Raw genomic sequence first — 23223 nt, 5'->3', positions numbered from 1 at the left:
GCGGCTCAGCCTAGGATTTCGGGGTATTTCGGAACTGAAACATCTTCTTCAAGATTGCAGAGGTAAAGTTCGTCATGCGGAAGGCCAATTTGACGCAACAACTCATCAATGGCCTTCATTTTCACGCGAATGGTGTCGAATCCATTCTGAGCTGTTTGCCAGGCTTGCAGTTTTGAGCACCACAGGAAAAGTCCTAAATTCCGTTTTCAAAGGCACTACGCATGAAGGCATTGAACAAAATGATCTTGTTTCTCCAAAGCTACACGCTGCGAGTACCCCTTTGGATTCGATTAATACTGATTTTGGGTGCCTTTGTGATGCCGACCTATTGGGCTGTAACGGGAACTGGAATGTATGCCGCCTTGGCAGAATGGCAAGCAGGACCGACAGGTGGCAGCCACTACATCGTGATTTCCTTTGGTCTTCCGCTGATCTTTTTTCTATTGCCTGCTTTGGCAATCTTGCTGGTCATCGGACAATTTTTCCCAGAAATCGATCCCAAAACAAAGAAGAAGAGCATCTTTTGAGGATCAATTTGGGGGCGGACCTTCCCCCGGTGGCGGCCCCATCGGGCGTCCTGCCGGACGGTTTTCTGGTTGCGGCCCGCGCGACAAGATCTTGGGCAAAATTTCTTGGAACCGCTTGGCCTGCTCCGGTGTACAAAGCGCCAAAACTTCATGGAAGTGCGCATAACGCTCCTTTTCGATGGCGATTTGAATTTGGCCGATCTTGTCCAAAGTTGCCACCGCTAGCGTAGTGTCGGCATCCGGCCTTCCAAACTCGGCAAATGCCTCCAAGCGAAAGGCGATGATTTGATCGCGAAAATCCTCGAGCTTCCCGAAATGCGCCTTCTGGATTCCTTCTACTTTCTGAGCCTCGGCTTCAGACATTCCAATCTCGTGCGCGAGTCCCCCGCGCTGCGGATGCGGATGATGCGGCGGCGGTCCAAATCGGGGTTCTCCGCTAGATGGACGCAACCAAACGAGCGCCAAAACGGTGATATTCAAGGCCACCAACAATGTGACCAAAATCCAGGGAAGCCGATTGCGTGTATTCGTTTGCATCGTGTCTAGTAGGAGGTTTCGTCCAGTGAATAAGCATTGCGAATGTCTGCGATCGGGTCGGATTGCGTGACAGATCCATTCTCCGCCTGCTTTTCAGGACGCATAAAATGCAGGACCGTCGCAACATTCAACACCAGGATCACAATGGCTGCCGCTGCCGCGAAGCCCGTTCGACGGTAAAACGGAACGACCATCGGTTCTGAAAGCTGATCAATCCGACTCAGAATTTTTCCTTTCAGAGCCATCGGCGGCAGGACAGGCGCGATCTCATCGCCTACGTTTAAGGTGGCCTCAATCTCTTCCTGCGTATTTTTCGGGTCTTTCATTGCGCGAATGTTGAATGTATAGATGCTCTTTTTCGAATAAACTTGCGGTCAGCGATCAGTTTTGTAAAAATTCTCAAGCGACTTCTGCAGATTCTTCCGGGCGCGGAAAATCAAGGACTCTACGCTGCTCAGGCTTACCCCCATCACCAGCGCTATCTCCTCGTAACTTTGAGCTTCAAGTTTGTGGAGCGTAAAGGCAATTCGCTGATTTTCAGGAAGACTTTGCAATGCAAGATGCAGTCGTTCAGCACGCTCCTTGTTTTCGAGGCGTACGCCGGGGTGATCGGTATGCGGTGCCTTGGCGTCCCATCCCGCTTGCTGAAGACCAAAAATGGAAAGTAGAACCGCAGCTCGCTTTTGCCGTTTGCGACTCCGAATCAACTCCAGCGACTTCGTCACGGAGATGCGGTAAATCCAAGTGGACAGGGAAGAACGCTGTTCAAAAGCCCCAATCGAACGAAAAACCTCGACGAAAACTTCTTGCGCCAAGTCCTCAGCATCTGACTGATCAAAAACAAAATTGAGGCAGGTATTGTAAACCTTGGCTTGGAACGCATCCACGAGTGCTTCGTAGGCCCTACGGTCTCCACTTCGAAGCTTGTCGATGAGTTCCTGATCTTCCATTTCCTAAATCATCCGCAAATTCAACAAATTCAGTCATGCGGCAAACAGAAACGAAGTTGGCAAGCCGTAGCCTGAATCCCAAAACCGTATTCACCTTTCAAATTCCACAAAAACCCGCTATCTTCAAGTCATGGCAATCAAGGTTTTGGTAGTCGACGACGAGCCCGATATCGCGGTCATCTTTCGTCAGAAATTCAGGAGGCGTATCTCGTCGGGTGAATTGGAATTCTCCTTCGCAGAAAATGGCCGACAGGCCCTTCAAAACCTCGAGGCGGACCCGGAAATCTCACTGGTATTCACTGACATCCGCATGCCGTCCATGGACGGGCTCACCTTCCTCCGCGAATTGAAAAAGCTGGAGCGCAAGGTCCTGCTGCCCTTGGTGGTGAGCGCCTACGATGACATGGGAAACATCCGCGAAGCGATGCGACAAGGTGCTTGGGACTTTGTCACCAAACCGATCGATCTCGATGATTTGGAGCGTGTTCTGAACGCAGCCACCTCCGAAATCGAACAAAAACTGGAAGGCATTCGCGCGGTAGAGCAGTGGGCAAATGCCGAAAATGCAAGACTGATCGCCATTCGAACCAAGGAAAAGCAGCAGGAATTCTTTGAAAATATCACCCACGAACTGCGTACGCCGCTTACCCTGATTCTTGCCCCGCTCGAAAGTGCGCTAGGCTTAAGTACTGAGCAGCAAGTCCGTGAATACCTGTCGCAGGCACAAAAAAGCGGCCATATTCTCCTGGATTTGGTCAATCAACTGCTGGACTTTGCCAAGGTGGATGCCCAACGGATTGCGCCTCAGTACAAGGACGTGCATCTCAGTTTGATGGCGGCTGAAATCGCTTTGATCTTTGAGCCATTGGCGCAACAGAAGGCGATCCGCTTTGAGACTGCAATCTCTGAAGCCATCCACGCCCGTACCGACCCGCGCATGGTGGGCCGCATTTTGTTGAATCTTCTTTCAAATGCCTTCAAATTCACACCGCAGGGTGGTAGTGTACGCTTGCAAATGGAGCAGGTGGATGACCGCTTAACCCTTCAAGTGCAAGACAGCGGCAGCGGAATTCCCGAAGCACAAATTCAGGACTTGTTTTCGCGGTTTCACCATAGCGCTGACTCGGCAACCGGAACTGGCCTTGGACTCGCCCTGTGCAAGTCCCTGACGGAGGTACTCGATGGCAAGATTGATTTGGTCAGCAACTCCGAAGAAGGAGCAGTTTTCCACGTGCAGATTCCCTTGATGGTTGCTTCGAATACCGAGACGCACACAACAGAAACCCATTTTCAAAAATTGGTTTCCAGCTTCACTCCAACTTCATTCGATGATTACAATGTCGCCTCTGACATTGAAAAACCTCTTATTGTCGTCGCCGAAGACCATCCCGACATGCGCAACTATATTGTCGGCCTGCTGCGCAAAGAATATAACGTAATGGCAGCAGAAAATGGAAAAATTGCCTGGGATCTCATTGAGGAACAGTTACCGGATCTTGTCGTGACCGATTGGATGATGCCGGAAATGAACGGATTGGAACTACTGGAAACGATTCGTTTTGAGCGAGATACACAACATATTCCAGTCATTTTGCTCACAGCCAAATCTGAAGTTGAAAACCGCATCGCAGGCATTGCAACCGGCGCCGAAGCATTTCTTGGCAAGCCATTTCATCCCGACGAGCTGCTTGCAGTCGTGCGCAGTCAATTGGCGCACCGTGAGCGCCTCCGCGAACGGTTTCGCGCGGAAATGCTGCGCCCGGATAAGTTTCAATCAGCCTCGATGGAAGACATTTTTTTGCGCGACCTCAAAGTGGTCATGGAAAAAAATCTGATGAATGAACAATTTGGCGTCGAAACCATGGCAGACGCCTTGGCGATGAGTCGACGCACTTTGGTGCGAAAAATTACCGCGCTCACCGGGGAAGCACCTGTCAAATTCATCCGCGGCTACCGTCTCGAACGCGCGCGTCAGATGCTCCAAGACAATGTCGCCCCGATTTGGGAAATTGCAGTCAAAACCGGATTCGGCAGTGCCTCGTACTTTACCAAGTGTTTCAAAGACCATTACGGGATCAGCCCCAAGGAGGCCGCACACCCAAATTGAGTCTTCCCATTTTCATCTCCATCATGCAAGGTAAAAGCGCATCACTTCATCGGAAACCCAAGCATACATTTGGGTTTCTTGTCTTTGGTTTGCTGCTAGCACTTGCACTTCCGCTCCGTGGACAGCTGCTTCCGACCCGGTATTTGATCGACAAAGCAGCCTCCTATTTGGTCTTGAACCGCGATTCAGCCTATTTCTATGCCGATCAAGGACTCAAGCTTGCCGAATTGGAAGCGAATGATACCCTCGCAGGCGCTGCCTTGATGGTTCGCGGAGAAGCCTTGTACCGGCAGACCAAATTCAATGAAGCGCGCCGCGACTTTTCACGAAGACAACGCATTGCCTATCAACAGAGTGACCATCTCGCCGAGGCAAAAGCTTGGTCGATGCTTGGCGAATGCCTGCTCAATCTCGACAGCCTTGACGATGCTGCTGCAGCGTTTGACGAAGCCTTTGCATCCTGGCAAGCCGTTGGTGATCAGCCCAGCAAGGCGCATGCATTGCTGCGCAAAGGACGCGCACTTGAGTTGCAGACTGATTTTGAATCCGCCCGATTGGCCTATTTTGAAGGTCTCAAGATCGCACGCCGCAGCAAATCCGCTGACCAAACGGGCCTGGCACAGCAGTACCTTGGTTACCTGTATATTGAGACCGAGGAATACGACCTCGCTGTCCAACATCTCCGATTGGCGTTGTTGAGCTTCGAGCAACCGTCCAATCCAGAGGAATTGGCGGTCACCTACCGCGGACTCGCCAAGGTTTCAATTCTGCGCCAGAAGTTTGGCATTGGCCAAGGATATGCACAATCGGGCCTGCAACTCGCCAAGGAGGTGGGTTCGCGGGGTTTGATGATGGATTTCTATCAGCAGCTCGGCGATATCATGGCTGGACAAGGCAATTTTGAGGAAGCCACCGATTTCTATCAATTGAATGCGCTGATTCGCGACAGCCTGACTGGAAATGCTGGTGCGCAGGAGCTTTCAGAAGTGGTTTTGCAATACGAAAAGGAAAAGGCGATTCTCGAAAAGGAAAAAGCGATTCAGGAGAATGAATTGCAAAATGCCCAACTCGCGCTCCGCGATGCCGAACTCGTGCGCCAACAGACCTGGTCCAAGGTTATTTTTGGCGGAATGATTGCGGCCTTGCTGTTTTTGGGATTCCTGATTTATGCATTCGCCCAGAAAAACAAAGCCAACCGCAAACTGCAACAAGCCCTCTTGGATCTCAATACGGCTCAGGATCAACTGGTAAGGTCAGAAAAATTGGCTTCGCTCGGTCAAGTGACAGCGGGCATTGCACATGAAATTCGGAACCCGCTCAACTTCGTGAACAACCTGAGCAAGCTCAGCGTTGGCATGGTAGACGAACTGCGCGATGAACTCCATGAAATTGAGGGGCAACCCCTTGATCCGCCAAAGGTCAGGCTATTAATGGAGTACTTCAATGACATCCGAAGCAATGCACAGAAGGTGCAAGAACATGGCGAGCGGGCAAGTCGCATCGTGCGCGATATGCTCCAACACTCTGCTTTGGAGGAGGCCGATCGCAGTGAATTTGAGGTAAATGACTTGGTGGAGGAATACCTCAAGGTGGCCTTTCACAGTCAACCGTTGCGCAGTGATGGCGGCAAAAGCAGCAATTGCGACATGGTCTTCGAAGGCGATCCCAAGGCTGGAAAGATCACCGCATTGCGTCCAGAAATTGGCCGCGCCCTTCTAAATATCATGGTCAACGCCTTCGAAGCCGTTCTCGCGCAACGCGAACAGGCTCCTGACGGTTATCAGCCGCAAGTACATGTGCGCACCGAGCACCTGCCCAAGGGCGTGCGCATCACGATTCGCGACAATGGTCCCGGCATTTCGATGGAAGATCAGCAAAAGATTTTTGATCCATTTTTTACGACAAAACCGCCGAACCGCGGCACCGGCTTGGGACTTAGTCTTGCATACGAAGCCATCGTACGCAAACACAAAGGCAAGATTGAGATCGACAGCAAACCGGGGCAAGGAACGGAATTCAGGATCTTTTTGCCCGTTGTTTAGGCTGGAAAAGGGCTTCTCAACGTGGCCCAAAATCCCATTTAGCCTTCACTAACAGGTGTTTATGCGTCTGTAGATTTGCTCAGATTCGACTTTTTTCAATTGCCTTCGCGATGTGCTTCGCAGTTCTCGACTTCGTCAGCTTTCGCTTCGCTTCAGCTGCCTCCGCTCGAAATGACCATTGGAACTTTTCACTGATCACTTTTCACTTTTCACTTACCCTGTCTCAAATTCAAAATTTGTTGTCCCAAAACCACCCAAACCCCGGCTGAAACGCGCGTAGAAATCGGTATCAAAACTATTTCAATTGTCTTTTTCCGATCTCAAAATGAAAACGATTTACGCCCTGTTCACCTCCGCCCTTGCCACCGTCGTGATTACCTTGATGGCCCTGATCCTTACTGCCTGTAGCAATGAACCTCAATTAGCCGCTGCCGACGAACAAGTTCCTGTTGTCCCTACGACGTTGGTGTATTCGATCGAGGCACCCAGCGGATTTGACCGTGACGCCATTGCCTACCGCAAGAACCCAACCGACAAACCCGAAACATTCAAAATCAAAGGCACCGAATCTACCTTCAGCCTTTCCGAAGTTTTTGAGGAAACCGAATTCGAAGATCCGTTTTCCTTGACCGACCTGAACCTTTCTGACCATGCTTGGAGTTCGGAGATCAGTGTCTCCGAGGCTGTGACGTGCCATGCAGTTGAAAACCATGAAGCCGTTGACGAAAGCAGTTTTTTCCTTGCTGAAAACGGCCGTGTATGGCTCTATTCGCAAGTTGAGCTGCCCGAAAACAGCGTGGGTTTGATTCAGCACATCTGGAAACTCAATGGCGAGGAGCAGCACCGTGTCGAATTGCTCGTCAAAGGACCGACCTACCGCACGGCAAGCTACAAAACCATGAACGCTGACCTTTTTGGCAAATGGACCGTGGAAATCGCAACCGAAAATGGCGAAATCCTGGAAGCGGTTGAATTTCAAGTGCAATAATCCCTTCTCTACCTCGGCTTGTCTTGCGACGGGCAAGCCAGCAACGCACCGCTAACAGATCCTCTTATCAATTTTCAGCAGCACAATCAGAAAGTCGGCTTTAGCGAGCCGGCTTTTTGGTTGTTTCGGGGTCATACTCGAGCTTGCGGACCATCACGGAACGCAAATGGCCATTTTCAGTTTCCACCTTGCGAAGGATGTTTCCCTGTTCGTCAAATTGGTATTCCATTGTTGTGATATCGGGATGCAGGGTATCGGCATCTTGAGGATGCGGAACCGCACTCGAAGCATAAGCTGAGCGTTCTTCAATCTGATTTCCTAAGCTGTCATAACGCCAAGTCTGCCAGAGTTCCAGCGTGTTCTCCGCACCAAAATGACGGATGCGTATTCGGTTACCCTTTGCATCAAAGTCCGCGAAATAAGCAGATGTTCGTTTGCCATATTTGTCGAAATCCTCCGTTTGGATCCCATTTCCTGCGGCATCATGCTTGAACTTGGTGATGTCGCCGGCGGGGTACATCGTGGTTGTATGCACGACACCCTTTTCATAATCCTGAACAAAATCCGTTTGTTTGTCCGTTGTTAGTGTGCGCCGTTTGAGTAAGGTGCTCGTGTCATCATACTCCATTTTCATCAGCGCTGTGATCGGTCGTTCATTGGCCCCACCTTCAAAATTTTTCGTCTCTATTTCGGACAATCGGTTCAGGTCATCGTAGCTGTAAGTCTCCTGCCGGTACATGTTCCCATTTTCATCAAAATATTGCTCTTGGCGTAGCAAACCGTTGGGGAAATAGGCCATGGAAGCATGGTTGATCCGTGCCCCAGTTTCTCTTTTATATTCAATTTCAATGGTTTGTCCTTGATCGTTGAGATGGTGAACTTCGTGCATGTTCAAAGTTCCGCGCGACCAATCTTTGGCTTCCAGCTGTTGGCCGGTAGCTGAGAAATGGTCCTGATACACCGAAGAAGGCTCGGTTTTCAACAGCGAATCTAGGGTCACCGTGGAGTCTTCGGCGCGAAAATAGCTCGTGGTGACCATCTTCACCGGACCTTTAAGTCCCATCTCGGCGCGTTCATCGGGCGCAGGTTTCCCGATCCATTTCACATCGGCGGTGGTGCATCCGAATGCAAAAACCAAGAGCATGAATACAATTGAAGCGGAAGAAAGCTTGCTTTTCATAAGCTCAAATTAATGAGATTTTTCTTTTCGACACGCAAATTGGCCACTGTTTTTGACACGAGGTGTCAAAGGCCGGTGGCATCTTTGTATGGAAAGGAATCGGAAACAGGTGGCGCCAACTGCGGCGCACCGCCCCTCGAAAATCAATCAGCAATCGGGCTTGCAAATGGCAACCCGGCATACACAAAAAGGTCGCTCTAGGGAGTGGCCTTTTTTGTTTTACAATGTCAAAACTTCAGCAATCCGCAAACTCTCCGCATTTCCAAGTCGGCCATCAAGACGTCGTAGGCACGGCGAAGGGATTGGAAACGTGCGCTTTGCACTTGGTTTTCGGCTTGTACAACCTCTGTGGCCAGGCCGCGGTCCGCACTCAAGCGTGCTTGGGCAAGTTCCAGGCGCTTCTGCGCGAGCTCCTGCATCTGCTGCTGCATCAACAATGCCTCTTTGGCGCTTTGCAAAGCAATTTTTGCCCTTTCGAATTCCAATTCCGTTTGGTTGTGGCTTGCCGCACGATCCATTTGGTCTGCTTGGATGTTTGCATCGAGTCGTTGGATGCGCTGCTGCCGAATGAATCCCTCCGTCAATGGAACATTCAAGCTCAATCCTACATAACTTGTCGGAAACCATTTGTCGCCATTCCAAGGGTCGAATGCATCTGAAAAATGATTGGCACCCAAGTAGCCATTCAAGAAAATGCTGGGCTTGTAGCCCGCCTTTTCGTTGGCACGGAGCTGCGTCGTTTGTTGCATCTGCAAGTCGAGCAACTTCGTGGCCGGACTGGGAACTGGATTTTCAATTTGGGTTTCCAATGCTGCAGTGCGCATACCCAGGATCGAATTTAGATTTTCGGCAACGACAATCGAACCGCCATTTTCAGCTCCAATTCCCATTTGATAGGCCAATTGCGCGCGCCAATCTGCTGCATTCCGGCGAATGTCGGCCATTTTCAGGCGGGCCGAAGCGCTGTCGAGTTCGGCGGCTTCCAAGTCTGTCGGCAGGGCACGACCCTCTCCAAGGCGTTGACGCAAATCATTGATTTTTGCCGCGACCACAAGGCTGTCGCTTTGGGCGTAGCCAACTTCGGCCTCCGAAATCAGCAAGGCATAGTAGGCTTGCGCGACCGCGAGGGCAATCGCCTCTGCACGCTGCGCCTTCTGCGCCTCCGTGAGTTGCCCGTTCAATTCGGCCAATTCACGCGCACCTTTGATCGTGGGATCATAAATGACTTGAGAGAGCGAAAGCCCGCCGCCATTCGCCCACTTGGTTCCAAAACGTACCGCCGCCACTTCATCCGTAGGATTTCCGGGATTCAAGGCGCCAATCGGCACAATCGACGTCGCAAGAATGGCATTGTATTGCATGTTGACGCCCGCCGAAACCTGCGGAATGTACCGCAATTGATTCGCCTTCAGCTCATGTTCCGTCATCTGCGCCCGCTGCTCAAAAGCCCGCATTTCCATCCGGTTTTGCAGGCCTTTTTGCACGGCATCCGCCAATGTCAACGGTGTGGATTGGGCATTCAGGCTGCCATTCGAAGATAGAACTACTGAAATGAAGGCCACGAAGACACGAAGACACAAAGAACAATTTGCTTTTCTTCGTGCCTTTGTGTCTTCGTGGCGAATCTGAAAATATGCTGTTTTCATGCTCTAAAGACGGCTGCAGGTTCCAATTGTGTGATGCGGCGAAGGGCAAAAACTGCGCCGCCGACGCTGATCAGGACGGTGACGCCGAAGATGCCGGCGACAATGTACCAAGGGAAGAAAAAGACCAAGCCCGAACCTTCGGAACCTGTCCGAAATCCTTCCAAAAATGCAAATGCGATGGCAAATCCGACGATGGCGAAGATCACGGCTTGCGTCAAAATCAGCCCGCGTACGTAGCCATTGCTCGCGCCGATGGCCTTGAGCGTCCCGTAGTCCCGGATGCGGTCGAGGGCGGAAGAATACATCGTCAATCCGATGATAAAAAAGCCGGAAATCAGCGCGAACAGGATCAGGGTTCCCGTGCTGATGCCGATCCCCGAATTGCTCAGGGTGTCATTGATCGTGCTGGCTGACAAGTCTTTACGCAGCCACGCCCGGCAATTCGGAATCGTGGCATTGATGCGGTCTCGTACAGCTTCGGGTTTTTCTCCGGGCGTCACGTAAATCAAAACGGCGTTGATGGTATTGGCGGGTAAGCCTGCGTAGTAGCGCGCCCTTTCGGCAGTGCTGAACATAAAAGAACCGGCAAATCCACGCGCATTCTTCGTCTGAACTCCAAAAACCGCCCTTCGACCATTGATTTCGAATTCAGTTCCCACGGCTGCCGAACCGCCAAACAAGTTCCGGTCAAAATAATCGCCGCTCACGGTGGCCTCCTCCATGAGGTTCTCCCGTTTGCCTTCGATGATGTCACTCAGTTTGGGACCCGCTCCGAATGTAGGTGCTTCTGAGCCAATCACTTCCACGGTCGCCGTCGTGCCATCCGCGAAGGTCGCCATGGCTGGGGCAATCACCATCGGTTCGGCATGTTTCACCCCGACGATGCTGCGCGCCTCGGCAATGACGCGTGTGTCCAACTGCCCAAGGGCATTGGCGTTGATGGCTTTTTTGTCCACGATCCAAACTTCGGAATCGGTGTGATCGGTGAGACCCGACATCAGCCCCGTCAAAAAGGTAAAAATCCCCACCTGCTGCCCGATGAGGAAGGTGCTGATGACGATGCCGATCGTGACGCCGATGCTTTTGGCCTTGTCATAACGAATAAAACGGAGGGCGGTGCGGAGCATGGCTTATTTCGCTGAACCGGTTTGAATATGGCATTCCACGCGGCTGTTGATCAGGAGGTTACTGCCGCTGTCGAGCAAAACCCGGATTTCACGCACGCGGCGGTCTTCCATTTCGCCGGCATTCTCCGAGAAGAGACTTTTGCGCTTGAGAAATTCGCTGGCATACACCACCTGTCCCGTTGCAAGCTGCTCCTCGCTGCCGACGCCCGTGATATGCGCCTTCTGCCCGATTTTCACGTTGTCCGCAAACAATTCGTCGATTTCGCAGCGCACCATCCGCTTGCCTTCGGGGGCAAAATCTGCGAATGACACCTGCGGCGTGACAAAACTGCCCAGTAAAGCTTTGAGCGTGAGGATGGTTCCATTCATCGGCGCCTTTACCGAACGTTGCTCCAATTGCGCCATCAACACCATGATATCGCCTTCGAGTTCGCGCAGTTGCCGGCGGTCCGTTTCCAAAACCGATTCCCAGCGTTTTACGGCATTGTCCAGCAACATGAATTCTGTCTTCTGATCGAAAAGGGTTTGCCCCGTTTCGGCGCCGGTCTTGACGAGGTTTTCGGTGCGGGTGACGTTCTGTGATTGCCGCACGGCGCGGGTTTCGGCCTCCTTCAGCGAAAGTTCGTCGGTTTTGATCCGCGAAGCTTGGGACAAAACGCGGCGATGACTTTGTTCGATTTGGGCACTCAACACGTCGTGGTCGAGTTCGAGGAGGAGGTCGCCGGCCTTGACGACATCGCCTTGCTTGACATAAACCTTGGTCACGACCCCGGATTCGATGCTCGAAAGTGGCACGAGTTCGCCTTCAGGTTCGACGCGACCTATGCCGATGACTTCATTGGGTGCGGCGGCGGGTGTCGTGACGGATTTTGTGGCCTTGGGGTCGGATGTGGCTTCGGGATCTTTTTGCCACCGCAGCTGGATAGCACTGTCGCGGCGAAAATCAGGACTGTAAGGAGTCGAATCGTTTTCATGCTAATGATTCTAATGGGCATCGTAGAGTTGTGAGGGAGGGGTATCGAAAACGCGGCCTTCGTTGACGTAGATGATGCGGTCGGCGTATTCGCGGAGGCGCATGTCGTGGGTGACGACGGCGAGGCCGATGCCGCTTTCGCTGAGGAGGCGGAGTTCCTTCATCACCTTTTTCATGCTTTCGACGTCGAGGCTCGCGGTGGGTTCGTCGCAGAGCATGAGCTTCGGACGGGTCACGAGGGCGCGGGCGATGGCGACGCGTTGTTGTTGGCCACCGCTGAGGGCCTTGGGAAGCTGCTTGCGGCGGTCGCCCATGCCGACTTTGGCGATGGCTTCGTCCACGCGCTGCTTGGCTTCCTTATGCGGAACGCCTTGAAGCTGAAGGGGAAGCATCACGTTTTGTTCGGCGGTCAGCGGGGCGATGAGGTTAAAGCTTTGGAAGACGAATCCGATTTCCTGAAGTCGCAGCGCCGCCAATTTCTTTTCGGAGAGGCCATTGACCTGCCGGCCGGCGACCATCACGTCACCCTCCGTCGGATAAATCACGCAGCCGAGCATGGACAACAAGGTCGTTTTGCCCGACCCCGAAGGGCCGATGATCAACGTCAGCTGATTCGCAAACAGCTGAAAATCCGTCGGATGCAGGGCCGTAATGACCTGATCCCCGGTCTTGTAGCGCTTGGAAGCGCCCCGTAACTCTGCGACAGGCTGCGTAGACATTGCTTTCTGACCGCTCCGCGTGTTGATTTAATGGAGGAGCGGATGGAGGGGTAACTGATTTGGGGGCGGATTGTTTTGTGGGGTCTTTTCCGTGCCTTGGCGAAGGGGAAAGACGAAGGCCGCCTTGTGGGCGGCCTTCTTGGGAATGTACATCCCCCGCTGGGGGGGGGGGTATTTTTATTGGGGTCGAACTTTATTTGGTTGCTAGCTTCTTAGTAATATAGAACGATGTTCCAATTTGTGCTTGCTGGAAATTCGTCTTGTAATACTTGTTTTGCATGTGAATTCGGTAACGAACGTAGAATTCAACCCTTGGCGCGACCTTTAACGTTGCACCGAGCTGCAAAGTGTGCAGGGCCCTTTCTCCACGGATATGTGTCGGATCCGTATGCCCTTCGCGTGGGATTTGAGTCAAGGATTCATTCAGGGCGTAGATCAAACTGAACCGGTATTGGGCGCTAAGCTTTAGGCGTTCATCTGGATAAAATTCAAGGATTGCCTCGGGGAAGTAGCGAAATGTGGTTACACTCAACGGATTTGGAATTTTGGTATTTACTATCGTATCATTTGCAATTTCCCTGAGTGTGTCCGCAACGGAAACGTGGCCAAAACGCGCACCAAAATTTATGAAAAACGTAAACTTGTGTGCCTGAGCATCTAATAGCCATAAGTTTAAATCTAGGCCAGCACTGAAATTTTCATAGCGCAGGAGATCAGTGTTGAGCGAGACCAACGTGGTCTTCACCTCGTTGTTCACGATTGTGGGGATGTAATCGGAAGGCATGGTCCTTAGCTTTCCATCGAGTTTGGACAGGGTGGCAATTGGCTTAATGTATTGGATGAGGGAGTAGTTGAAAAATCTTGGGAATAGGAAGAATTTGTGCCTGAAAGTGTACAGGTTGATCCGTTTGTCGATTTCGAATTGCAACAAACCATTGGGTTCGTCTTCTTGGAGACCGAAGATGTCGGAAAATGCGCCTCCTTTAACGATGTCCGCAAATTTACCTTTGGAAAGCGTTTGGTCGGTGAGGGCTGGGGTGAAAATAATCACTGTATCTTGCGGACTGAAATCGCGGGTATTGAGCCGGGAATTGATTTGAAAACGCATCAAGGAATCCAACGGAATGGAAAACCTTTTGTACTTGCAATGTAGCCTTTGCAAATGCAGACCGCGCTCGAAATTACGTGGTGTTGAGAATCCAACGGGATAATAATTGGTGAACAAAATGTCTGCAGAATCTGGGATAGCCCTATTATTCACATCCACCCATTCCATAAGAGCCACAATGTGCTCCATCATGCCTTCATTGAATTCGATTTGGATGCTTTTGGTATGCAAATAAATGGGCTCCAAAAGATTGGATTCAGAGGTGTTTTGCTCGACCAATATTTTGATATCGCGATCCAATTTGGCTATGGTCGCTTGAACTTGTAACAATTTGACGGATTGATCTGCAATGAATGTTGTGGCAATGTCGATGGAATCTCGAATGGGCTTGGCCTTGATAGGGTAGGTTCCGGCGCTGTCCTTGGTTGCTTCGAGGGCTAATTTCAAACCCTGTAATTTCCCCGTTTCGTATTTGATTTGGTTACGAATATTGTCTTCAGTTGTTCTGTTTTGCTCCATTTGAGTGGTCATCGCATGTAAAGCGGCGACACCTGCTTTTGCAGCTGGAATCGGGCTGTTTTTCCCGACTTGGATCTTATGGTCAAAAACTCGGAGCCAACCTGCAATCGGCAAATCACTTTGGTTTTCAATTGCATCCTTTAGTTTCCCAAACAGATCGGCAGTGCTCCATACCCTTTCCTCTTTGATGGGTGCCAGTACGGCTCCAACAGCAGGGGGATCTAGCGAATCGATTGCAGCCTCCAAATCCGTTGAAAACGCCTCGCCTTCCAATTCATCCACATCGAATTTTGAAGTGTCGCCCGCAGCGCTGATAATTTCAACCTTGTGCGCTTCGAGCGCTGTTTCCAAGATTCTCATGGAAAACTCCTTTCCATTGCGCTGGAATTTCGTGGTTTCCAAGAGGACTTCTTGCGCAACGGCAATTTGTGCGATGGCCATTAAGACCAAACTGATGATGTAAATTTTCATTTCTTTTCGATTAGCGCGGTTGGAAATCTAGGTAAATACGGTTCAGGCCGTCAAGCGCGGCTACGCCAGCTGAATCAAATACTGCAACTATTGAGGTGAGACTTCCGGGCGGAAAATGTGTTGTTTCCACTTGGATTATTTCTTCTGGCAGGACTATTTGTCCATTAAAGGTGCCGTCAATGACGCGCCCTGTTAGCCCCAGAATCGATGGGTAATTGACAAAACGGATTTCAATGAATCCATCCGCAGTCACCGTTGCATTAAAGGGGCATATAAAAAGGTGCTCGATGTCCACCAAACTATCACCGACGAATTCTATTCTTTTGCCATCTGCATTTCCAATGTACCTGCCACCGTTGGAACTACCATTGCTACTTTTGAGAAATACAATCCTGACTTGTTCAGGTTGAAATGCCCTTGAAAACCCCGAACGCAATATGCTAAGGGTGTCTTGGATTCCCCGGCTGTTTACGGGGATAAAAATTTCATGCGTAATCTCTGCGCTCAAATCTGGACTGCTATCAAATATTTGAATGAGCATTTCTACATTGGGATCGTCCCAAATTGGGTTGTTTTGGTCGTCTTGGAGCGTGAAGCTAATTTTAGATTGGATGTCCAAATTGCGATCCATATCTGTTATCACCCTTTGCGACATTGCAATCAAGCCTACTTGCACCCCGTTTTGGTGCACCGGAATATAGGTTTTGGACCATTTATCGTCCTCGTCTAGTTGGTCATATACCTTTTCGCAGTTTTGTAAGGTGAGGAGCCCACAAGCAAGGGTGCAAAATATTATAATTCTCGTGACACAGTATTTCATATTAGAAGTATGTTGCTTTTTTAAACCTCGAAGCCAAGCCAGAATTCTAAATTTGGTAGAATCCAAAACAATTGATATTGCTGAGCTTAACTCCAAATTGTGAATTCCGATTTATTACAAATCCGAGCAGCCACAACGCATTCCCAGCGCCCAGCGATTACAATTCAAGTAAACAAACTGTCATTCTCAGCGCCATGAACATTTTTGAAGCAAAATTCCGGCGAGGCGTTGTGTCTTTGATTGCTTATTCTATGCAATGAATTGACAAGCAATGACGTAAGGTGGCGTTCTGGTGGCAATAATTCCGCCACGATCACATTCCGAGGACTTCAAGGCGCTTCTTTTTCCGTCCCGATGCAGCATTTGACTACGAAATGGGGCCCCCTACTTCCCCGCTTTCCCCTTCTTCTCCGGATTGACACCCGCACTTCTGATCGAAATGATTCTTTTGAGGAGATCAAACCAAAACGGTGCGCCGAGCGAAAGGGCGATGACGGTGAGGAGCAATCCGGCGAGCTTTTTCAGGAGGCCTAGGATCTTGTATTCGCTGTTGCAATAGTCGCGGCTGAAGGGGCTGTTCAATTTTGACCAGCCGAGTCCAAGGACTTAGGAGGCATATTGGATATCTTCGTTGAGCAGCGTGTCTACGCGCAAGGCGAGTTGGTAGGCGGCTGCGACATCGGCAGCGTGTTCCGTGCGTACCATCTGCCCTATGCGCCAGATACTGTTGTCAAGTCAGGCTTAGCATTGAAGTATCACCTTTTAGTATGTGGAAGATCACCCGCCCATCTTCCCAACCTCAATCATCGACATCCCCGTAGATTTCGCCTTCAACCAGATGATCACCTCGCGGATGCCTGGGAAGTGTGCGTCGGAATTTGCCTTTGAGAGTGCTTCGAGGGACGTCACGAGCGCCTCCGCGGCCGGGCGTGGCCATGAACTTCCATCCGTGCGGTAGAGAACCTTGAGGAATTCCAGCAACTTTTGCTCGAATTCGTTGATGCCTTTTTGACTTAGGTAACGCTGGACCGATGGAAAAAGATGGTCATAAAGGTCGAGGTTGCCGAGTTGGTAATGCAAAACCAGCAGGAATAGTCTTGCTGCGCGCTGCGCATCTTGTCGCACCTCGGATTTTTCGCCATTCGTCAGCTTCAGGAGCCATTTGAGGGATTCCTTGGGTTTGTTGAGGAAGAAAAACATGACCATGAGGTTGTAGATGAAGACAAGTCGGCGGGAATCGGGAATGATAGCGCCGTACTTTTGGAGACCCAGGTCAATTTCGGGTGCAAAAGCCACTGCTTCTTCAAACTGCCATACATTCATGTGGTAGTTGAAGGAATAGAAGTGGTAATTGGTGAAGTGCTCGGCACGCTCCTCCACAGTGGTCCCCTCGAAATCCTTCATCATTGCGAGAATTCGAGGATAGGCCGAAAAGTCGTCATCCATTTGACAGGCACCAAGGTAATTGCTCAGGGCTCTTTGGTGTTGGTAGGGCTGACTCTTGATCCTGTGTGGGTTTGATCCCACAATTCGATGTTTTCGACATGAAACTTCTTGGATTGCGAGTATTGTTCAAGCAATTGGTAACAAAAGGCGTTGCCTAGAAGGTAGTAACTCTTGGAATGAAAGGAGCTTGGCAAGTTCGGATTCGAAAGCAATGGTCCCGCAAGCAGCTCTTGGATATACTGAACCGTGGTCTGCCGGTCATTGCGCAGTTGCTTGCGAAGGGTGGCAAACAATCGGTCATACAATTCGATGTAGGCATAGTGGACGGTCATGCGGTCGATGATGTCCTTGCGAACGTGCTCCAGGCGATCCATTTCCTGAAGCAACTTGTCCGGCTGCATGAGCTTCACAAGCCTTCGTTCTATGTCGAGCAAGGAAAGCAGCTCTGTGAAGCGATCATGCAATTCGCCCAACCGTTGCCCCTTGCGAATCAATTTCAGGCAAGGCGGAAACATGCGCTTCGATTCCAGGAAATGAATGTCAGACAAAATCTCCCGCATTTCATTTTCTACGTCCTTGCCGCTGTTGTAGCCGCGCATCGCCTTGAGAATCATCTGAAAAAGATAATGCTTGTGCGATGCGAGTTGTTCCTTTGGGACGATTTTGTCACCATCAACCGCTTCTCCCTTGGCAATAGCCTCAAAGAGTGTCAAATAGATGTTTTTCCCACCGATCGCATGGCGCTTCGCATACACCGTGAAATAGCGCTTTTCGGTTTGGTCAAGGGATCTGATCAACAATTCCAATGGATGGGCCTCTGTCATCGCAGAAATGAATTCAGGACGTAGGAATTGTTATTTTCGGTGTTGTCGCAACCCTCCCCGCAACAAAAAGTAGCTTCCAGACCTGCAGATGGCGCAGCATTGGACAAATATTCTTGACAAGGCATCATTGATAAGGACAATTTACTAACTTCAATGAGTTAAACCACCTAGATGCTATGAAAATTTTGAAAGGTTGCCGAGGCTCCTTTGTGCTTTTTATTCTTTTCATTCTGGCTGCTGCTGGCATGAAGGGTCAAAGCTTTAGGAGTGAAAATATTGACCGCATCGATTCTATCTTAAATCGAAGCCAATTCTGTCAGTTGTCACTAATATATGAATTGAGGTTTAGAGAGCAATTTGGCAAACCTAGTTTAGCCTCCTTGTTCAATGGCGATTCATCCTACAATCTCTACTTTGCTAAATTTGTTCTGGACGAATTCGCAAGGAAGGACCTAAATCCCAAAGATCAATCGAGCTTAGTCTCATTGTTTTCAGCCAAGGAGTTTTACTTTTTGAATGATGATTATCGATCACCAGAATACAGAAATGGATTGTTTGGAACAATCCATACGGATTCTCGCTATCGAATTGACTCTTTGGAGTGCAATAGCTCAATCAAGTCGGCAGTTGAGGATGCAACGGTATTAGTATTTCCCAAAGGAAATCAGTTTGGAAGACGAAGACTCCTGGGCGGGTATAGTGCAAAGCGTAAGGAACTATGTAAAAGGATTCTGTCTCAAAATCCAGATGTTAAAGAGCGCTTGATGAATCAGCAGACGCTCGAAGATGGATCGCGCTCTGGGACAATATGGAATAATCGGTGGATTCTGACCGCTGGACATGGCTTTAGAGCCAATGATAAGGTTTTTGTGATTCGTAATTTTACAAGGCGCCGCGATCGGAATAAGGTTGGCATACGAAACAAGAACGAGAGAGGCGGCAGGGTTGCTTGGGTGCAGCTTGGAGGGGCACATGAACTGGATCTAGCCCTCATCCATTTGAACAAAAAATTTCGAGGAGTACCACAAAGTTTTGAGGGAACATCTGCCGACATTGATTATAGATCACAAATCGTCGCTGGCGGGCACCCCTTCGGAATGCAAGCTATTGCGGATATCGAAGGCTATGTACTCTCGGACCCAGCAGATCATTGGAAAAACTCACCATACTTTTTTGCCGATCTTGATATGAATCGGGGGAACTCTGGCTCGCCAGTATTTCAAAAGCATATTGATTGTTCATGTTCAAGCAAAAGTAGTTACCATCTGGTCGGTATGGTGGTTGGCAGCGGCGGAATTCAGGACTTCAGCATGAAGAATGGGAAAACAGTATGGAACCGACTTGATGAACAGGATGTTGTAGGTACAAGGATTGTCAAAATCAGTAAAATTGAAGAAATTCTAAACACGGTAATTTGTCAGCTTGGAAATCAACGAGGAGGATATCGAGAACCCCATGGTTTTTCGAGGAAAATTTCGACTGTGCCACAATTGCTTGGTGCAGTCGAACCATTTCTTCCTTTGGCTAACGTAGCAGACATTACAGTCAATCTTAAGCGTGACACTGCGTTTTTTTCTGGTGCAGATTTTTATGTAAAATATTATGGAAATGATATTCCCACTCGATATTTTATTGGTGATACTGCACTTTTTACGATGATTGACTCTCTTCTTTTCATTGATATCGACAATACTCTCGATGGCTACTACAGTCGATATCCACCTGATCGTTGCCTTGAATACCACACCGATTTATGGCCGATGGATCTAATCGCAAATCCAACCCATTGCCTGAAGTTCCGCTATCAAGAAACTTTGCCAGCTGACATGCCATACAGACATGACGTTGACGAAAAATTCAACATGCTCGACGGAATCGGCTTGGCGGACATCGTCGACAATTTGCCAGAGGTCAAAATGCGACGCAGGCAAATTTGGCTGTGCAATCTGGACATGCTAGAAATCTCGATTTCGCCTGCAATGGATGGTAATCCCTATCAAGCTCCGATCGTGAACATTCGGTCTGTGAGGCCTTTTATACAGACCTACTTACGAACAGAACGCGAGGATGCCCCAATAAAATAGCTATCCCACCAGTGTTGAAAGCACCGCTTCCTGCGAGAAGCCTGAGTGCTTGTGCCTGCATTTTCTATTTTTGCCTATTAAAGTAGGTATGACATCTAATAATGCTTATTTTAAAAATGCTCTTTGATTGCCAAGAGGATAAGCATTTGCGATTGAGTATGTATCATGACTTCCAATAATCCCCCCAAACTTCATTTACAAGCCCCGTCCCCTTCCCCCACCTTTGTTCCAGCAGCGCAGCATGCAACTTTGGCATTGACCGAAGGGCTCTTTCAGTGCGCTGGAAACGTATTTCTCAACACCAACTTTTGAAAATCATGGAGTTTTTGAATAACACTAAGTCCAAGACGGCCTAGCAATCAGGCTTCCATTTGTTTTTCCGATCCACGCGTTGGGCCCGACGTGATGGAACATCTATGCCTTTGCCAAAGTGGCCACTGAGCCACGTTTTTCCTCTTCTCACACTTTAACCAATAGTCTTTATGTATCAACCTAAAAAGTTGATCCAGGCGAATGATGCCCGGATCGGGGGGACCTTTGTCCCGTTCACAAAGTTTGTTGTATTCGTTTGCTGCTTCCTGATGGGGTTTTTGCCGCTTCGGTCGATGGCGCAGGCGACGTTTGAAGTCGATTTGGCGAGTTTTGCGAATGATCACGATGTCTCGGGCGGGACGTTGAATGCCAATCAGACGGGGACGTTTTCCTTTGAGCTGGGCAGCGTGGCTTCGCCGGCGGCGGACGTGTTGGGGCTCAAGCTGGACATTACCTTGAGCGACGAGGCCGTTTTGCCGACGAGTTCGCTGGCGATTGCGGTGGCGGGATCGTGGCTGTTTGACGATGTTGAGGTTTCGCAATCCGTTTCGGTGGATGGGAGCACGCGGATTTTGCACGTTGAATTGGTGTTGAGCGACCATTTGCCGCAGTCGGGAAATGGGTTTGCCTTCTCGTTTCCCTTGGTTTCGGCATTCAACAATGTGGCTGCGAATAGCCTCGTGGTCGCTGTAGATGGGATCGTGATCGTGGACAATGTGGATTTGAAAATGGCCGCGCCGGTGGCGGAGCCCGTGTATTCGGCGTCTGCGGAACGGTTGGTTTGTTATCCGAATCCGACTTCAGGGAATTTGTGGGTGCCGATGGCGGGGCTGACGCTTTGCGCTTCACCGGAATGGATGGACGGTCGGTGGAGTTTGCGTTGACGGATGTGGGCGGAATTGGGCTGGCGGATATCGCGGGGCTTGCGCCCGGGGTTTATTGCGCGGAGGTTTTGTCGGGGAAGGTGGTGAAGTTCCGTCAGCGGGTACTGCGCGAGTGAGTTGGTTTTCTTGGGAATGATTTTTTGGGAATGGCCTGTCGGGGAACCGATGGGCTGTTTCTGTTTTTGGGTAAAAAAGGTCGTGATGCGCTTGATGACATTCGCAAGCCGGAGGCTTTGCTGCAGGGTCAGCGTTCGGCCGGAGGCCGCCGCTTCAAAACTTGGCCGCCGCTTCTGTGACGCTTATCTTTTCATTTTCAGCATCTTGGAACTTTCTTTATTACGCCGGAGGCGTGCGGTCGATCAGCGTTCGGCCGGAGGCCGACGCTTCATCACTGCCGCCGCTTCAATATTACCGTCGCTTCAGGGCTTGCACTTTTTGGAGGAGCCAAGCGGTGGCGGGAATGCGGGTGCCTTGTTGGATTTCTGTTTCCAGGCGGGTGAGGGCGGCTTCGTCGTGCGGATTGACATGGGTGAGGCGGCGGACGTAGCGGATGAATTCGCTGTGGCTTTCCCTGCGGGCGGGCGTGAGCGCGGGGTTGCGCTTGATGTACATGCGGTAGCTTTCCAGCAGCGACTCCAGGCCGATTTGGTTGCCGAGTTCATAATAAATCCGCAGCAAATAGCCGCGCGCATCCAATCCGTAGAAAATGTCTTCGAAATCACCCAACAGCCGGTGGAAACAAGGTTCTGCCTGTTGCAAATTCCCCTCATGAAAGGCGATGATGCCCTCGGCGAATTGTTTCGCGTTGAGATTTTGGGGTAAACACAGGGTGTCTTCGAAGGAATCAACCAACTTTCTGGCCCAGGCAACTTCGCCCAATCGTGCCGCAACGACGACCGCATTCTTGAAATTGGGCGAAATCTGATTCAGAACGGGCGCCATCAGGCCGAGATCCAACATTTCGCGGTGCAAAAAATGGGTTTCAGAAAGGTAATCCGAACGGCCCACGTTGAGTCTCCGCGCACAATAATTCAATGCCGCGAGGTACATATCGGCCTGATTGGGGGAGGGCTGCATCCCGCGCAGCAGTTCGCGAAAGGCATGGAAATGGGATTCCGCCGTGGCTTCGCGCGTGCATTCGTAGAGATGGTAATACATTTTGGTTTGCGCGGGAAGGTCTGCCAATCGGCGTCCAACAAGCTCTAAAAAAGCCTCCTCCTGCCTGCGTTGCCCCTTTGCCGTAACGATCCAATGATTGAGCTTCGCATACAGCAATTCCATCTTCCGAATGCAATAATCCAGTTCGGCAGCATCAATCAATTTGCCGAGATCGACATCCGAATTGCGGAAATTTTGGGACAGGTCATTGCGGTAATGTTCGAGTCCGATGTCTGCCACAATGCCAAACACGGGTTTTCCATTCGCCTCGGCTTCCTTCAAGACTTCGTCAGCCTCCTCTGCATACGCCTTGAAATAGGGATGCAATTCCAAAGCATTCAACTGACGAATGAGCAACGAAAATTGCTGCGGGCGGTCGAGGTCAAAAGCAGCTTGACTCAAAAATGCAACCAAAAGTTTGAGCAACGCGGTGCAATCCTTCCGGAGTTTGTTGCGGTCGAATGGGTTTTTGGGAAAGTACAGCACCCAAACGGCCTCTTCGGTCATGTTCCGGGATTTGTACTTGAGCAAATGGTTTTCGAGAATGTCCAACAAGTCGACAAACCGCGGCAGTGGATTAAAATAGGGCGAAGCCAAGTACAGCCGAAATTGCTTGCGCATCGGTTCGGGCAACTGCAACAAATGCTGACAAAGTTTGGATTCTCGCATTGCAAGGGCACTTTGAGGCTAAATGTAGGAAATTCGGGGCAGTTTTTTGTTGCCTTTGTTCCTCTGGGACAGGCCAATCCGAAATAACCTGTAACCAATGGGCCTGCTTCGCGTTCTTTGGTCAAAATCAGG

The 23223-nt window shown here is 50.3% G+C and carries 22 protein-coding genes; 8 read left to right on the top strand and 14 right to left on the bottom strand.

Annotated elements, in window-relative coordinates:
• Positions 1 to 221 precede the first annotated feature (221 nt).
• Positions 222 to 527, top strand: a complete 306-nt coding sequence (locus IPN95_11150; GenBank protein ID MBK9449937.1) for a hypothetical protein — start codon at positions 222 to 224, stop codon at positions 525 to 527.
• Positions 528 to 530: 3 nt separating this feature from the next.
• On the opposite strand, the gene IPN95_11145 is transcribed toward IPN95_11150, so the two are convergent.
• The 3 genes from IPN95_11145 to IPN95_11135 are packed head-to-tail and all read right to left on the bottom strand — an operon-like array spanning position 531 to position 2014.
• The gene (locus IPN95_11145) at positions 531 to 1064 is read right to left on the bottom strand and encodes a periplasmic heavy metal sensor (GenBank protein MBK9449936.1); all 534 of its coding nucleotides are present in this window, start codon (positions 1062 to 1064) and stop codon (positions 531 to 533) included.
• 5 nt (positions 1065 to 1069) lie between these two features.
• Positions 1070 to 1390 carry a hypothetical protein gene (locus IPN95_11140; GenBank protein ID MBK9449935.1) on the bottom strand — a complete coding sequence of 107 codons (321 nt, stop codon included), beginning with the start codon at positions 1388 to 1390 and terminating at the stop codon, positions 1070 to 1072.
• A gap of 48 nt (positions 1391 to 1438) precedes the next feature.
• A complete protein-coding gene (locus IPN95_11135) occupies positions 1439 to 2014 on the bottom strand; it encodes a sigma-70 family RNA polymerase sigma factor (protein MBK9449934.1) in 576 nt (191 codons plus the stop codon).
• Positions 2015 to 2144: 130 nt separating this feature from the next.
• Between IPN95_11135 and IPN95_11130 the strand changes: the two genes are divergently transcribed.
• The 3 genes from IPN95_11130 (at position 2145) to IPN95_11120 (ending at position 7151) form a co-directional block, all read left to right on the top strand.
• Positions 2145 to 4121, top strand: coding sequence for a response regulator (locus tag IPN95_11130; GenBank protein ID MBK9449933.1), 1977 nt, complete (start codon positions 2145 to 2147; stop codon positions 4119 to 4121).
• The gene (locus IPN95_11125; GenBank protein MBK9449932.1) at positions 4118 to 6163 is read left to right on the top strand and encodes a hypothetical protein; all 2046 of its coding nucleotides are present in this window, start codon (positions 4118 to 4120) and stop codon (positions 6161 to 6163) included. The genes IPN95_11130 and IPN95_11125 overlap by 4 nt, the downstream gene beginning before the upstream one ends.
• 325 nt (positions 6164 to 6488) lie before the next feature.
• The gene (locus IPN95_11120) at positions 6489 to 7151 is read left to right on the top strand and encodes a DUF2914 domain-containing protein (GenBank protein MBK9449931.1); all 663 of its coding nucleotides are present in this window, start codon (positions 6489 to 6491) and stop codon (positions 7149 to 7151) included.
• A gap of 100 nt (positions 7152 to 7251) precedes the next feature.
• On the opposite strand, the gene IPN95_11115 is transcribed toward IPN95_11120, so the two are convergent.
• The 4 genes from IPN95_11115 to IPN95_11100 form a co-directional block, all read right to left on the bottom strand.
• Positions 7252 to 8331 carry a hypothetical protein gene (locus IPN95_11115; GenBank protein MBK9449930.1) on the bottom strand — a complete coding sequence of 360 codons (1080 nt, stop codon included), beginning with the start codon at positions 8329 to 8331 and terminating at the stop codon, positions 7252 to 7254.
• Between the two features lie 227 nt (positions 8332 to 8558).
• Positions 8559 to 9977, bottom strand: a complete 1419-nt coding sequence (locus IPN95_11110) for a TolC family protein (GenBank protein ID MBK9449929.1) — start codon at positions 9975 to 9977, stop codon at positions 8559 to 8561.
• Positions 9974 to 11104: an FtsX-like permease family protein gene (locus IPN95_11105; GenBank protein ID MBK9449928.1), complete on the bottom strand. Its 1131-nt coding sequence runs from the start codon at positions 11102 to 11104 to the stop codon at positions 9974 to 9976. Before IPN95_11105 ends, IPN95_11110 begins: the two co-directional genes overlap by 4 nt.
• 3 nt (positions 11105 to 11107) lie before the next feature.
• Positions 11108 to 11869 (bottom strand): biotin/lipoyl-binding protein, encoded by a 762-nt coding sequence (locus tag IPN95_11100; protein ID MBK9449927.1) that lies wholly within the window; start codon positions 11867 to 11869, stop codon positions 11108 to 11110.
• Between IPN95_11100 and IPN95_11095 the strand changes: the two genes are divergently transcribed.
• Positions 11862 to 12059 carry a hypothetical protein gene (locus IPN95_11095; GenBank protein MBK9449926.1) on the top strand — a complete coding sequence of 66 codons (198 nt, stop codon included), beginning with the start codon at positions 11862 to 11864 and terminating at the stop codon, positions 12057 to 12059. The two genes, IPN95_11100 and IPN95_11095, sit on opposite strands and share 8 nt — an antisense overlap.
• Positions 12060 to 12088: 29 nt before the next feature.
• Here the strand turns inward: IPN95_11095 and IPN95_11090 are convergent, their stop codons facing one another.
• The 6 genes from IPN95_11090 to IPN95_11065 all read right to left on the bottom strand — a co-directional run bounded on the left by IPN95_11090 (position 12089) and on the right by IPN95_11065 (position 17957).
• Entirely contained in the window at positions 12089 to 12796 is a 708-nt protein-coding gene (locus tag IPN95_11090; protein MBK9449925.1) for an ABC transporter ATP-binding protein, read from the bottom strand.
• Between the two features lie 193 nt (positions 12797 to 12989).
• On the bottom strand, positions 12990 to 14894 hold the full coding sequence (locus tag IPN95_11085; GenBank protein ID MBK9449924.1) for a hypothetical protein: 1905 nt from the start codon (positions 14892 to 14894) through the stop codon (positions 12990 to 12992).
• 10 nt (positions 14895 to 14904) lie between these two features.
• Positions 14905 to 15780 carry a hypothetical protein gene (locus tag IPN95_11080; GenBank protein MBK9449923.1) on the bottom strand — a complete coding sequence of 292 codons (876 nt, stop codon included), beginning with the start codon at positions 15778 to 15780 and terminating at the stop codon, positions 14905 to 14907.
• 318 nt (positions 15781 to 16098) lie between these two features.
• On the bottom strand, positions 16099 to 16296 hold the full coding sequence (locus tag IPN95_11075) for a hypothetical protein (protein ID MBK9449922.1): 198 nt from the start codon (positions 16294 to 16296) through the stop codon (positions 16099 to 16101).
• 195 nt (positions 16297 to 16491) lie between these two features.
• On the bottom strand, positions 16492 to 17121 hold the full coding sequence (locus tag IPN95_11070; GenBank protein MBK9449921.1) for a hypothetical protein: 630 nt from the start codon (positions 17119 to 17121) through the stop codon (positions 16492 to 16494).
• 62 nt (positions 17122 to 17183) lie between these two features.
• Positions 17184 to 17957, bottom strand: coding sequence for a hypothetical protein (locus tag IPN95_11065; protein MBK9449920.1), 774 nt, complete (start codon positions 17955 to 17957; stop codon positions 17184 to 17186).
• 203 nt (positions 17958 to 18160) lie between these two features.
• Between IPN95_11065 and IPN95_11060 the strand changes: the two genes are divergently transcribed.
• The 3 genes from IPN95_11060 (at position 18161) to IPN95_11050 (ending at position 21560) form a co-directional block, all read left to right on the top strand.
• Positions 18161 to 20068: a trypsin-like peptidase domain-containing protein gene (locus tag IPN95_11060; GenBank protein MBK9449919.1), complete on the top strand. Its 1908-nt coding sequence runs from the start codon at positions 18161 to 18163 to the stop codon at positions 20066 to 20068.
• 482 nt (positions 20069 to 20550) lie between these two features.
• Complete coding sequence (locus IPN95_11055; GenBank protein ID MBK9449918.1) at positions 20551 to 21264, top strand: hypothetical protein; 714 nt, start codon at positions 20551 to 20553, stop codon at positions 21262 to 21264.
• Between the two features lie 146 nt (positions 21265 to 21410).
• Positions 21411 to 21560, top strand: coding sequence for a hypothetical protein (locus IPN95_11050; GenBank protein ID MBK9449917.1), 150 nt, complete (start codon positions 21411 to 21413; stop codon positions 21558 to 21560).
• Positions 21561 to 21672: 112 nt separating this feature from the next.
• Here IPN95_11050 and IPN95_11045 read toward each other — a convergent pair whose 3' ends face one another.
• Entirely contained in the window at positions 21673 to 23091 is a 1419-nt protein-coding gene (locus IPN95_11045) for a hypothetical protein (GenBank protein MBK9449916.1), read from the bottom strand.
• Positions 23092 to 23223: the final 132 nt, after the last annotated feature.

The sequence above is a fragment of the Bacteroidota bacterium genome (genome assembly GCA_016718825.1).
In the GTDB taxonomy this organism is placed as follows: domain Bacteria; phylum Bacteroidota; class Bacteroidia; order J057; family JADKCL01; genus JADKCL01.
The sequence above is the reverse complement of the archived record's forward strand: the minus strand, read 5'-3'. Positions and strand labels throughout refer to the sequence as shown.

What these genes read in the sequence shown, in the direction of transcription:
- IPN95_11140 (MBK9449935.1), bottom strand. Translation starts at nt 1,390, where the DNA reads ATGAAAGACCCGAAAAATACGCAGGAAGAGATTGAGGCCACCTTAAAC.
- IPN95_11130 (MBK9449933.1), top strand. Translation starts at nt 2,145, where the DNA reads ATGGCAATCAAGGTTTTGGTAGTCGACGACGAGCCCGATATCGCGGTC.
- IPN95_11145 (MBK9449936.1), bottom strand. Translation starts at nt 1,064, where the DNA reads ATGCAAACGAATACACGCAATCGGCTTCCCTGGATTTTGGTCACATTG.
- IPN95_11085 (MBK9449924.1), bottom strand. Translation starts at nt 14,894, where the DNA reads ATGAAAATTTACATCATCAGTTTGGTCTTAATGGCCATCGCACAAATT.
- IPN95_11050 (MBK9449917.1), top strand. Translation starts at nt 21,411, where the DNA reads ATGGCCTGTCGGGGAACCGATGGGCTGTTTCTGTTTTTGGGTAAAAAA.
- IPN95_11060 (MBK9449919.1), top strand. Translation starts at nt 18,161, where the DNA reads ATGAAAATTTTGAAAGGTTGCCGAGGCTCCTTTGTGCTTTTTATTCTT.
- IPN95_11055 (MBK9449918.1), top strand. Translation starts at nt 20,551, where the DNA reads ATGTATCAACCTAAAAAGTTGATCCAGGCGAATGATGCCCGGATCGGG.
- IPN95_11090 (MBK9449925.1), bottom strand. Translation starts at nt 12,796, where the DNA reads ATGTCTACGCAGCCTGTCGCAGAGTTACGGGGCGCTTCCAAGCGCTAC.
- IPN95_11070 (MBK9449921.1), bottom strand. Translation starts at nt 17,121, where the DNA reads ATGATGAAGGATTTCGAGGGGACCACTGTGGAGGAGCGTGCCGAGCAC.
- IPN95_11150 (MBK9449937.1), top strand. Translation starts at nt 222, where the DNA reads ATGAAGGCATTGAACAAAATGATCTTGTTTCTCCAAAGCTACACGCTG.
- IPN95_11120 (MBK9449931.1), top strand. Translation starts at nt 6,489, where the DNA reads ATGAAAACGATTTACGCCCTGTTCACCTCCGCCCTTGCCACCGTCGTG.
- IPN95_11115 (MBK9449930.1), bottom strand. Translation starts at nt 8,331, where the DNA reads ATGAAAAGCAAGCTTTCTTCCGCTTCAATTGTATTCATGCTCTTGGTT.
- IPN95_11045 (MBK9449916.1), bottom strand. Translation starts at nt 23,091, where the DNA reads ATGCGAGAATCCAAACTTTGTCAGCATTTGTTGCAGTTGCCCGAACCG.
- IPN95_11110 (MBK9449929.1), bottom strand. Translation starts at nt 9,977, where the DNA reads ATGAAAACAGCATATTTTCAGATTCGCCACGAAGACACAAAGGCACGA.
- IPN95_11105 (MBK9449928.1), bottom strand. Translation starts at nt 11,104, where the DNA reads ATGCTCCGCACCGCCCTCCGTTTTATTCGTTATGACAAGGCCAAAAGC.
- IPN95_11135 (MBK9449934.1), bottom strand. Translation starts at nt 2,014, where the DNA reads ATGGAAGATCAGGAACTCATCGACAAGCTTCGAAGTGGAGACCGTAGG.